The sequence below is a fragment of the Mariniphaga anaerophila genome, from assembly GCF_900129025.1.
GTDB lineage: Bacteria > Bacteroidota > Bacteroidia > Bacteroidales > Prolixibacteraceae > Mariniphaga > Mariniphaga anaerophila.
This window is the reverse complement of sequence record NZ_FQUM01000009.1, coordinates 87898-100018: the sequence shown is the minus strand read 5'-3', so window position 1 is coordinate 100018 and position 12121 is coordinate 87898. Positions and strand designations below refer to the sequence as shown.

Sequence of the window (12121 nt, the reverse complement as noted above, 5' to 3'; positions counted from 1 at the left end):
TATTTTATACTAAATTGCGTGCAGTTTTCGTAATAACTTATCAAATAAAAACACCGTGAAAGCACTGGTAAAAAGCAAGGCAGAAAAAGGAATTTGGATGGAAGAAGTTCCTATGCCGAAAGTAGGACCAAACGACGTTCTCATCAAAATAAAAAAAGCAGCCATTTGTGGAACAGATTTGCACATTTACAAATGGGATGAATGGGCGCAACAAACCATAAAAACGCCGGTAACAATCGGCCACGAGTACATGGGAACTGTTATAGAAACAGGTTCAGAAGTGACCCGCGTTAGGGTAGGGGAGAGGGTTACGGTTGAAGGACACATATCGTGCGGCTTTTGCAGAAACTGCCGCCGGGGAAGACAACACATCTGCGATAACACAGTTGGAATTGGTGTTCAGCGCGACGGTGGTTTTGCCGAATATATCTCGGTTCCGGCAAAAAATGTTCTACACGTCGACGCCAATATTCCGGATGAAATAATGTCAATTATGGATCCGTTTGGAAACGCTACCCACACAGCCTTGTCATTTCCGTTGCTCGGCGAAGATGTATTGATTACCGGAATTGGCGGCCCGATTGGTGCAATGGCTGCAGCCATTTGCAGATTTGCCGGCGCCCGAAATGTAATTGGGACTGACCTCAGCCCGTTTCGCCGTGCACTAGCCAGAAAATTGGGGGCAACGCGCGTTATAGACCCAACCAAAGAAAGCATTACAGAAGCCATGCAAAAGCATAATATGGTTGCTGGTTTTGATATTGGGTTAGAATGCTCTGGCTCGCCTGCCGCTTTTAACGACATGGTAAACCACATGTACAACGGCGGTAAAATTTCACTACTTGGTATTCTGCCTCAAAAAACGCAAATAAACTGGAATAAGGTCATTTTCAAAGGGTTAACACTAAAAGGGATTTACGGCAGAGAAATGTACGAAACCTGGTATCAAATGGAAATGATGCTCACGTCAGGATTGGACATTTCACATGTGATTACACACCGCTTTCCTGCCGATGATTTTCAACAGGCATTCGAAATAATGGAACAGGGCGATTGTGGAAAAATAATACTGGATTGGGAGTAAAAGCGCATTGTTTCACGTGGAAACGAATGTGACTCAAGCAATCAAGACAACATATCCTCTATTTCGTTCCAAAAAACTATTTTTGCAGTAAAATTAGCGATGTGAAAAGAGGTTTAGTCATAAAAACTACCGGCAGTTGGTTTACTGTTGAAGACGAAAACGGAGATATTTTTGAATGCAAAGTAAAAGGAAATTTCCGCATAAAAGGGATAAAAAGTACCAACCCGGTTGCTGTTGGCGACCGGGTTATTTTTACTGTCCAAACCGATTTAAAATCGGCTTCGGATTTAAATACCGGGTGGATCACTTCTATTGAAGACAGAAAAAATTACATCGTCCGGCGTTCACCCAATCTCTCAAAGCAATCACACATTATCGCAGCAAACATCGACCTTGCTGTTCTGGTTGTAACTGTTACCTCGCCGGTAACTACAACAACCTTTATCGACCGCTACCTTGCCTCTGCAGAAGCGTACCGGATTCCGGTTCTAATTGTTTTTAATAAAACTGACCTTTACAATAAGGATGAACAACAGAAAATGGCCAAACTCATTTCGATGTACTCCAAAATCGGCTATCCGTGCATGCACACTTCTGCAAAACAACAAATGGGAATTGAAGAGCTAAAAAGCCAATTAAAAGGAAAAACTAATGTAATTAACGGACACAGTGGGGTAGGGAAGTCGTCGCTCATAAACCTTATTCAACCCGGATTAAATCTGAAAACGTCTGAAATATCCGAAATGCACAAAACCGGAAAGCACACCACTGCATTTTCGGCAATGTACAAACTACCATCAGGAGGTTATATTATTGATACTCCAGGAATTAAAGGATTTGGAATGCTAAATATGGAAGCCTGGGAAATAGGACATTACTTTCCTGAAATATTTAAAATTTCAAAAAAATGCCAGTATAATAACTGCTCGCACACACACGAACCGGGGTGCGCCGTAAAAAATGCAGTAGAAGAATCTGAAATAGCTCAAAGTAGATACAACAGTTATTTGGGATTGCTGGAAGGTGACGACAAATACAGAAAACCGTACTGATTACTCTGAGCCCTCTATAAAACCACCGCCCAGCACACAGTCATCCTCATAAATTACGGCTGTTTGCCCTTTTGCAACCATTGCGAGGGGCTCTTTCAATTGAACAATTGCCCGGTTTTCGGGCAACAACGTAATTGTACATAAATTTTCCTGTAGGCGATATCTTATTTTTACCGAATACGTTTTATCCGACCTCACTAATTTTTCTTCAACAAAATGAGTATTTTCAAGAAAAATTCTGTTCCGGTACATTGTATCAAAATCTGATAAAAACACCTCATTTGACTCCACCCTTATCTCAGAAACAAATAGAGGTTTATTCATTTGAAGGCCTAATCCGCGCCTTTGGCCGATGGTGTAATAGTAAATGCCCTTATGTCGCCCCAAAACATTTCCCTGTAGATCAATAAAATTGCCGGGACTACCAGTCAATCCATTATCAATCAGAAAATTACGATAATTATTCCCTTCTATAAAACAGATACCCAGGCTTTCCTTTTTTTCATTTAATGATACAAAGCCTCTTTCTTTCGCATACTGGCGAATATCTTGTTTAAGCAAATCTCCCAAAGGGAAAACCAGCTTTTCAATTAACTCCTTTTTTAGTCCCCAAAGGAAAAAAGCCTGGTCTTTGTCTCTATCTCTCCCGGAAGAGATATACTTAATTCCCTGCTTCTCGGTAATTCGAACGTAGTGACCGGTTGCAATAAAATTGCAGGAACAATCAGACGCTATTTTCTCAAGAAACTTAAATTTTAATTGCGGATTACAAACAGCGCAAGGAAAAGGCGTTTTTCCTGACACATAATCATTTATAAAATAATTAATTACCAACTCCTTAAATTCTGTTCTTAAATCAACAACAATATGACTAATTCCCAATGCGTCTGCCAATGATTTAGCCGCCTGAGAACTGTGGTGAGAATTCGATTCTACATCTCCGGAAAAAATAAAAGTAACGCCCATTACTTCAAATCCGCGCTCCTGAAGTATCATTGCCGCCACAGAACTGTCAATACCGCCACTCATCCCCAACAGCACTCTCTTTTTCATGCCTGTTCTTTCGAATTGAAGTACCGAAAAACGATGTCACCTTTTGACAAACCAACAGATTTGATTATAGCTTCTTTGTCAGACTCTTTTATATTTTTTACCGATTTAAAATCCAAAAGCAATTTTTTGGCAGTTTTATCACCAATTCCTTTAATCTGATTCAATTCAGAAGTTGAAATACTTTTCGAACGCTTACTCCGGTGAAACGTTATCCCAAACCGGTGCGCTTCATCTCTTAACTGCTGTATTATTTTTAATGTTGCAGAATTTTTATTGATATATATAGGAACTGAATCACCTGGAAAATAGATTTCCTCAAGCCTTTTTGCTATTCCTATTATCGAAATCTTATCTCGCAGATTAAGCTTCTCCAACGCTTGCACAGCAGACGATAGCTGCCCTTTACCACCGTCAATTACTATCAACTGGGGCAAAACCTTGTTCTCTTCCGTCAACCTTTTATATCGCCTGTAAACTACTTCCTCCATCGAAGCGAAATCATTTGGACCTTCTACCGTTTTTATATTGAAATGGCGGTATTCTTTTTTTGCCGGTTTGGCATTCTTAAATACAACACATGCGGCTACCGGATTTGAGCCCTGAAGATTACTATTGTCAAAACACTCTATTTGAACAGGAAGTTCAGTCAACTGAAGGTCTTTTTTAATTGTAGTCAAAATCCGCTCGTCCCTTACTTTCGGATTTTTTAAAACCATCTGCTTATCCTTCTCCAAACGAAAATACTTCGCATTCCTATACGACAAATCGAGCAATTTCTTTTTGTCTCCTCGTTGTGGAACTCTAAAACCCACGTTATCCAGGTTTGCTTTTACTCTAAAAGGAACAAGAATTTCGCGGGCATTACTAAAAATCTTTTGTCTAATATCAATTATCCCGGCAACTAAAAGCTCTTCAGCAGATTCATCCAATCCTTTTTTTATCTCTAAAGTAAACGTTTGGATTATGGCGCCTTTAATTACTTTGAGATAATTTATATAAGCAAATTTCGAATCCTGTTCTATTGTATACACATCAACATCTGTAACAGTAGGCGAAACAACAGTAGATTTACTCTGATAACGCTTTAACGCATCGTATTTCTCTTTGATTTCCTGAGCGCCTTCATAGTTCATTTCGCTTGCCATTTCGTCCATTCGAAGCTCTAAATGCTTAATTACGCCCGAAATATTTCCTTTCAAAATATCAACAATATCTTCAATACCCCGGTCATATTTCTCTTTAGAAACCAACCCTTCGCAAGGACCTTCGCAACTTCCAATATGATATTTTAAACAAACTGAATATTTACCAAACTGAATATTTTCGTCGGACAATTGGTAATTACAAGTACGTAACTTGTATTCAGACTTAAACAACTCAAGTAATGTACGAACGGTATAGGTAGACGTATAAGGACCAAAATACTTTGAACCATCCTTAAACAAATTTCTGGTTTTAAAAACGCGGGGAAACGGTTCATTTTTTACACAAATCCAGGGATAACTTTTATCGTCTTTTAACCTGATATTGTAGCGCGGCTGGTACTTCTTTATGAGATTGTTCTCCAGCAAAAGGGCATCTTGTTCGGTTTCAACAACCATGTGCCTTATGTCTGCAATATTCCGAACAAGTAGCGCCGTCTTTCGATTTTCGTGCTGTTTATTAAAATAACTGGAAACGCGTTTTTTTAAATTAATAGCTTTCCCTATGTAAATAATCTTTCCTGTACTATCAAAAAACTGGTATATTCCCGGCTTACCGGGGAGTACGGAAAGCAGTTGCTTCAAATAATCAATATTCCCGTTATTTGTCTGGTATTTCACGAAAAAGAATTAATACTTCACCAAAATATGTGGATTCAATTTATAAATATTGCTTTTCTCCGGAGTTTGAATGAATTCCAAATCACAAACAAAACTAAAATAGACTTCTTTCACTCCTGCCTTTTTCACAATATTAAATACGGCATTTGCAGTTCCACCAGTCGCAAGCAAATCATCATGAATCAAAACAACATCATCAGAAGAAAGGGCATCTTTATGCATTTCAATTGTATCTACACCGTACTCCAATTCGTAAGATTCAGCAATTGTTTCAGCAGGCAATTTCCCTTTTTTTCGCACCGGAACAAAGCCAGCACCTAACTCTTTTGCCAATGCTCCTCCAAAAATAAAACCCCGAGATTCTATCCCCAGCACCTTGGTAATGTTTTTCGTTTTAAACTCCTCAACAATATTATCAACCACGCAGACAAAAGCCTCTTTTTCTTTCAAAAGAGTGGTGATATCTTTAAAACTAATCCCTTTCGTAGGGAAATCTTGAATCTCTCTTATTTTGGTTTTTAAATTCATTTTTATTTTTTGGTTTTGTTCCACGTGAAACAATTAGTTATCGACCGAGCAAAATTAGTAAAACATTTATGTCGGAAGGAGAAACTCCGGAAATACGTTTTGCCTGCCCAATTGTTTTAGGATTTATCTTTTCTAATTTCTGACGTGCCTCTATTGATAATGACTTCAATTTACTATAATTAAACTTATCTTCTATAGCAATATTTTCGAATTTATCAAGCTTTTCGGCAAGTATTTTTTCTCTGTTTATATACCCTTCGTATTTGATAAAAATCTCAGCTCCTTCAATAATTTCTTCTTTTCGAGCGTCGGGAACCCTGCCAAGAAACGATTTAAACGGGGTGATGACCTCGATTAAATCAAATATCGAAATCTGAGGGCGTAAAATAAGGTCATGCAACTTCACTCCTTGTTTCAATTCTGTTGTGCCTTTATCTATAAGTAACTGATTTACAAACTGTGGCTTCACGCTAAATTTCTTAGCATACTGGATTATCTCGGAAATAAAATGTTTTTTTTCATCCAACAAATTTTTGCGTTCCAGAGAGGCCAACCCCAATTCATAGGATTTTTCGGTCAATCTAATATCCGCATTGTCTTGCCGCAACAAAATTCGAAATTCTGCTCTACTCGTAAACATTCGATACGGTTCGTCAACACCTTTTGTAACCAAATCATCTATTAATACCCCAATATACGCCTCGTCCCTTTTTAAAACGAATTGGTCGTTAGGATTATGACTTTTTAAATGAGCATTAATCCCAGCCATTATTCCTTGTGCTCCGGCCTCTTCGTACCCGGTAGTTCCATTAATCTGGCCGGCAAAAAAGAGATTCTTAACCAACTTCGTTTCCAACGTATGATAAAGTTGGGTGGGTTCGAAATAGTCATACTCGATTGCATATCCCGGCCTGAAAATTTTAGCATTTTCCAATCCGGGAATTTTACGCATTGCTTTGTATTGAACCTCCCAGGGCAAAGAAGATGAAAACCCATTCAAATAATATTCAACGGTAGTTTCCCCTTCAGGCTCCAAAAAAAGCTGATGTTGTTGCTTTTCGGCGAAGGTTACCAGTTTTGACTCGATGCTCGGACAATACCGCGGACCAGCACCCTGAATAGTTCCATCAAACATGGGCGAAAATTCGAAACCTAATTCAAGTTCGCTGTGAACCGCAGGATTAGTATAGGTAATCCAGCAAGCGCGCTGTTTCAACTTAGATTTTGTACAAGGCAAATAGGAAAACTTATAATGATTATCGTCGCCATGTTGCTCAGTAAGCTGGGAAAAATCGATAGTTCGCCCATCAATACGAACGGGAGTTCCGGTTTTTAAACGGCCGGTTTTAAACCCGGCAGCGAAAAGCTGCTCGGTAATATTATAGGAAGCGGCTTCGCCAATTCGCCCGCCGGCCATGTGGGAAGACCCGACATGAATTAGGCCATTGAGAAAGGTACCGTTGGTTAAAATAACCGTACTTGACCGAAAATCAACTCCAATTTTTGTCCGAACTCCTTTCACCTGATTGTCTTCAATAATTAGTCCGACAACAGCATCCTGCCACAAATCGAGATTTTCGATGGATTCCAACGTCTCTCTCCACAATTCAGAAAACCGCATTCGGTCGTTTTGCGCACGGGGACTCCACATGGCCGGACCCTTTGAAAGGTTTAGCATCCGAAACTGAATGGTAGACTTATCCGCAATTATTCCGGAATATCCGCCCAAAGCATCTATTTCGCGAACAATTTGTCCCTTAGCAATTCCTCCCATAGCAGGATTACAGGACATCTGAGCGTACTTTCCCATGTCCATTGTAATCAACAACGTTTTCGATCCTAAATTAGCGGCAGCGGCAGCGGCTTCACATCCTGAATGGCCACCACCAACTACAATTACGTCATATTTTGGTATCATTATTTCTCCTCCTAAAACCCGGCTTTCACCAGATAAAAATCTTCCTTTCCCCTCATTACAACCTTCTCTTCGTCGGTTTTATCTTTATAGCCTACCAAGTGTAAAACCCCGTGCAGTACAACCCGGCTTAACTCTTTATCGAAATCAACTCCCAATTGCCCGGCGTTATCTTCCACTCTGTCGACACTGATAAATAAATCGCCCGAAATAACGGAATTTTCAACATAGTCAAAAGTTACTATATCAGTATAGTAATCGTGATGAAGGTATTGTTCATTTATTTTTAACAAATAATCATCAGAACAAAATATAACAGAAACTTCTCCGGGAAGTTTACCTTCATTCTCAACTAAAAAATCTACTGCTTGTTGTATTAGTTTTCGATTTAGTTTTAGGGGTTCAATTTCTTCGAAATAGAATTCTATCTTACTCACTTTAAATCAATTTTTATCTCTACACTTTTTCCCTGATTACTATATTCAACTTTATCACATAAAGACTTCATAATGTGAATTCCCCGCCCGGTTTCCTTTTTAATATTATTACACTCGGTTGGGTCATCAACCAACTCATAATCGAACCCTTCGCCTTCGTCATGCACATTAACATGTATAACACCATCTTCAGTAAAATCTATATGAATGTCGACTTCTTTGCTGGTATCATTTTTATTACCATGTTCAATTGAATTGACCACAGCTTCTGAAATACAAAGCAAAACTCTGTTAAAGCAGGATTTTGGAAGCCCTTCATTTTCGAAAATAGTGAGAAGAAACTGTTCTACCTTCTCCAATTCCTTTTTATCTGATTTAATGGCAAGCACCTCAGGGCGATTTTTCATATGATAAAATTGTTTTTCTACGATCTGTATAAAATTTTTTGATTTCTAAAATTTCAAAAAATTTAAAGACATTCAGAAACTTACAACTCAATTTTAACTACTTCTATAAACTATCGATGCACGTTTCATATTAGTCTTTTTGCATATTATTTAAATATTGTTTGTACTTCTTATTATAAAAATTATTCAACCTGTGAGAGTCGCGATTCAGATACTCCAACGTTGAATTATCTCGAATTTCATATTCAAAAAACTCGGCAGGATTACTATGAAATTCTTCGGCACTTCTACTCTCTCTTTCGTCTTCAAACTCACGCTGCAACTCTGCTTTTTCGGCTTCAAGCAATCGGGTTGTTATCAGGTTTTGCCGATTGATCATGTTGGCATGTACATTTTTGTTTACTAATTGCCGACGATTTTGTTCCAACATGTCATCGATTTCCTGAAGAGCTTTTCGGGTACCGCTGCCAACGCTTCCATTGTTCATGATTTCGCGCAACATTTGCTGCATCATTTCGTGTTGCATAAGCGACTGGCCCATTTGCTGATTCATATTTTGAGGAGAACCATTCTTCATCTGCTGAATCATTTGCTCCAACTGTTGTTTTATACTCTCAGATTGTTGTTTGAGCAAATTCATTCCGGACTGACCCTGCCCGGGATTTTCGCACTGCTGATCGCCCGGCTGAGCATTTGCCATCTGCTTTTCCAGGTTCTGTAACGCTTCGTCCAGCATCAATGCCAAATTATTAGAGGCAGTCATAACAAATTGCTGACTGGCCCTGGCTTTCGGATATAAACCTTCAGTCATCTCATCCATGGCTTTATCCAGATTAAGCTCCATTGTAATTAGCTCATTATTCACCAGGCTGGTAATTTGCGGAGTACGCTTTGAAAGCGCGTAAAGCGAATCTTTAACTATCTGGCTCTGATCTTTTATCCGGCGCTGCTGCAGATTTAATTCGTTCAACTTCGGGTCAATGGAATGAATATCCGACAAATCATCTAAAACACTTTCCTGCTGAAACGACAAATACACCAAATTGCTTAATATTTGCCTGAGGTTTTGAATGTTTTCCATGTTTTGCTTTTTGGTATTGGAATTGAGCATCTGCTGCATGGCAAAAGCAGTATTTTGCATTTTCTCTGAATTCTCCTTAAACCCGGAAGCCGATTTTTTTCGATTGTTTTTCTGAAGATCACTCTGACTTTCTTCCATACTCTTTTGGATATCGTCGAACTCTTCGTCAAAATCATCAAAATTCATGGGCTTTTCCAACTCTTTATTCATTTGCAATGCATCCTGAATTTCGTTTCTAAGATTTTCCAACTCCTTTTTATGCTCATTAAGCTTTTCTTCAATTTTATCGTGTTCGGCTTTGTTGCTGACATCTTCTGCCATTTTACTCTCTTCTTCAGCCATTCTGTTCATCTCATCGATTACATTCTGCAGTTTCTGCTCCACTTTCATTTTTCGCAACATCTCCAGATTTTTATCCAACTGCTTCTGCAAATCTTCGTAGGTAAAATTCATTTGCCGGGTTAATTCGTTCAACTTTTTATTGTCGAACTCTTCGGCCAGGTTCTGAAACTCTTCCAGCAACTTCTTTAGTTCATCCGTAAAAACCTCGTTAAACAACTCTTCAATTTGCTTTTGCTTTTCCTTTATTTCCTCGTTTTGCTCACTAAATGAGTCCAAATAATTATTCAGCTTCTGGTTATCCTGTTTAATTTTTTCGTACAAATTCTCCAGTGCACTTTGCTTGGACAAAATCTGATTTACCATTTGAGATTTTTCCCAGTCAGACACATTTGTATCCATATTTTTTAACTGCAGGTTTTCTAGATCTTTCTGAATATCGCGGGTTAATTGTTCGCTTTCCTGAAGCATTTTTTCCAAATTCTTAAACTGCTCTTTATCGCTGGAAGCAACTTCTTCTTTATCCGGAATGTTAAAAACAAAATTATCAGAAGTGGTCGTTTTAAACTTGTTCAGCACATCGTTATCTGATACAGAAAAGTAATAAGAAACCGCGCCAGTTTGCTTTTCCAAATCAGCAAAATCAAAACTGAAATAAAAATCCTGATCATTCAGGTTTTTCACAAAAGGAATTGCAATTGCCGAATCGGCATTATTTATATTGTAATGAAAATTAAGCCCGGAAAAACCGTAATCATCTCCAATTTCTCCTTTAAAAAAGAAACGGGTCATTTTCAGCGAATCCTGAATCTGAACGATTTTTATTTCCGGATACAAGTCAGGCAAAACGTCAACACCATAGGACAACGCCAGTTCAGGCTCTGTCAGATTATTTTTTATATAAACATGATAAGCCGACGCTTTAAAAAACTGCTTTTCCACTTCAAACCCCAATAAGTTTTGCGCTGCCCCAACATTTACAGAGTCTGAAAAATTCAAATAAAGCGTATCAATATCAATCCCCTGAAAATTCCATTTTACTATTGTTCCATGTGGAACCTGTAAATCTCCTACATTTTCGTGCTCCAAAACCGGAAGCCCGGTGTACGAAGGAGGCGAAACTATTACATCGAAATGATTAATCCCGGGTTTCGGCAAAAGCTGCAAAGAATAACTGTCGGAATTGTACTTTAAATCGGTAAAATAAAACTTCACCGGATTTATTACCGAAGCCATCTCGAATTCGAAAAACCCGGCAGCGGAACTTTTCATCAGATAATTGTTCCCTTCTATATTAATGTATACAATTTCGGGAAGCTCGTCGCCGCTTACTTCAACTTTAATAGTGAACGAATCGCCTTTGCGAGCCCGCAAACTCTGGTTAACCAGATTAAACTCAAAAGGCGCGGGTTTAACGTACTGCGTATTATAATGAATAATACGTTGCGGCGCAGTGGCAAAAACTGACCTGTTAACAACAAAAACAGAGACCGTAACTAGTAGACTCACAAGAAAATAGAATAACACTATCTTCAGATTTTTATATTGTACAGCTTGTTTGAAATCGAAAACACTTAGTTCGTCAATTTTCTGGTCGATACTTGCTAACACAATATCATTTGAGTACGAAGTATCTTCAATATTCGATAACTCAATGATATTCAATAATTTATCTTCCACTTTAGGGAAATATCTCTGTATAATAGCCGAACTGGTTTTAACATCGATGGGTTTTAATATGTGCAACAACCTAAATAACGGCACAAAAACAAACTGTACTGTTAGTAACCCACTAAAAATAACAAAGCCAAAAAAGAGAATTTTACGTATTTCAGAAGAAAGGTAAACAAAGTATTCAACCAAAGAAAATACTGTAAATAAGGCAAGTAAAAAGAATAAAGTAATAATTATTCCTTTCAGTAATTTGAAAGAATAGTACTTAGTTCTAAAAGCATTAAGTTTATGAACAAGTATGTTGAAATTTTCTGTCATTTTTTTACAATTTCTTTTCATCCAGCCTATTGGTAGAACTATCAATTGTTAGTAATTGTTGCAAAATCAGATGAAAAAACAAAAATAATCTTTTAAAACAATATTTGCATTCATCCCAATTTTATCCAATAAGATTAATTTTGAGATCAGAAAAAATTTAAGCCAAAAAATAACTTCAATATTTCCACAAAAAATGAACTGGTAAAAAAGAACCTTAATCCGCTGAACAACGTTATAAACACCTGTTGAAAACAAATATTTTCGTGCTGAATACAAACTGAATAGATACAAAGTTGCTGTTTACATTTTGGAAGATAAAAAGTGAACTCTATCTTTATAAAAAATTACAACTAGAAATTAACAACTATAAACAAGCCATTATCATTTACATTATTTATTTATTTAAAGTA

Annotated in this window: 9 protein-coding genes; 2 read left to right on the top strand and 7 right to left on the bottom strand. The window is 37.8% G+C overall.

Annotated elements, in window-relative coordinates; all coding sequences use genetic code 11:
- Nucleotides 1–55: 55 nt before the first annotated feature.
- Both tdh and rsgA read left to right on the top strand, forming a co-directional pair.
- Nucleotides 56–1084, top strand: a complete 1029-nt coding sequence (gene tdh / locus BUB08_RS16685; protein ID WP_073003051.1) for an L-threonine 3-dehydrogenase — start codon at nucleotides 56–58, stop codon at nucleotides 1082–1084.
- 101 nt (nucleotides 1085–1185) lie between these two features.
- A complete protein-coding gene (gene rsgA, locus BUB08_RS16680) occupies nucleotides 1186–2136 on the top strand; it encodes a ribosome small subunit-dependent GTPase A (RefSeq protein ID WP_073003050.1) in 951 nt (316 codons plus the stop codon).
- Here the strand turns inward: rsgA and mnmA are convergent, their stop codons facing one another.
- The 7 genes from mnmA to BUB08_RS16645 form a co-directional block, all read right to left on the bottom strand.
- The gene (gene mnmA / locus BUB08_RS16675; protein ID WP_073003049.1) at nucleotides 2137–3189 is read right to left on the bottom strand and encodes a tRNA 2-thiouridine(34) synthase MnmA; all 1053 of its coding nucleotides are present in this window, start codon (nucleotides 3187–3189) and stop codon (nucleotides 2137–2139) included. It abuts the gene before it with no gap.
- Nucleotides 3186–5012, bottom strand: a complete 1827-nt coding sequence (gene uvrC / locus BUB08_RS16670; protein ID WP_083570822.1) for an excinuclease ABC subunit UvrC — start codon at nucleotides 5010–5012, stop codon at nucleotides 3186–3188. The genes mnmA and uvrC overlap by 4 nt, the downstream gene beginning before the upstream one ends.
- Nucleotides 5013–5021: 9 nt before the next feature.
- Entirely contained in the window at nucleotides 5022–5540 is a 519-nt protein-coding gene (locus BUB08_RS16665) for an adenine phosphoribosyltransferase (protein WP_073003080.1), read from the bottom strand.
- A gap of 37 nt (nucleotides 5541–5577) precedes the next feature.
- Nucleotides 5578–7458, bottom strand: a complete 1881-nt coding sequence (gene mnmG / locus BUB08_RS16660; RefSeq protein ID WP_073003048.1) for a tRNA uridine-5-carboxymethylaminomethyl(34) synthesis enzyme MnmG — start codon at nucleotides 7456–7458, stop codon at nucleotides 5578–5580.
- Nucleotides 7459–7469: 11 nt separating this feature from the next.
- The gene (ybeY, locus tag BUB08_RS16655) at nucleotides 7470–7892 is read right to left on the bottom strand and encodes an rRNA maturation RNase YbeY (RefSeq protein ID WP_217651642.1); all 423 of its coding nucleotides are present in this window, start codon (nucleotides 7890–7892) and stop codon (nucleotides 7470–7472) included.
- Nucleotides 7889–8299, bottom strand: a complete 411-nt coding sequence (locus BUB08_RS16650) for an ATP-binding protein (protein WP_073003047.1) — start codon at nucleotides 8297–8299, stop codon at nucleotides 7889–7891. The genes ybeY and BUB08_RS16650 overlap by 4 nt, the downstream gene beginning before the upstream one ends.
- Nucleotides 8300–8429: 130 nt before the next feature.
- Nucleotides 8430–11711, bottom strand: a complete 3282-nt coding sequence (locus tag BUB08_RS16645) for a DUF4175 family protein (protein WP_139249769.1) — start codon at nucleotides 11709–11711, stop codon at nucleotides 8430–8432.
- Nucleotides 11712–12121: the final 410 nt, after the last annotated feature.

Coding starts and splice junctions, on each gene's coding strand:
- mnmG (WP_073003048.1), bottom strand. CDS start 7,458: ATGATACCAAAATATGACGTAATTGTAGTTGGTGGTGGCCATTCAGGA.
- mnmA (WP_073003049.1), bottom strand. CDS start 3,189: ATGAAAAAGAGAGTGCTGTTGGGGATGAGTGGCGGTATTGACAGTTCT.
- BUB08_RS16645 (WP_139249769.1), bottom strand. CDS start 11,711: ATGACAGAAAATTTCAACATACTTGTTCATAAACTTAATGCTTTTAGA.
- BUB08_RS16650 (WP_073003047.1), bottom strand. CDS start 8,299: ATGAAAAATCGCCCTGAGGTGCTTGCCATTAAATCAGATAAAAAGGAA.
- BUB08_RS16665 (WP_073003080.1), bottom strand. CDS start 5,540: ATGAATTTAAAAACCAAAATAAGAGAGATTCAAGATTTCCCTACGAAA.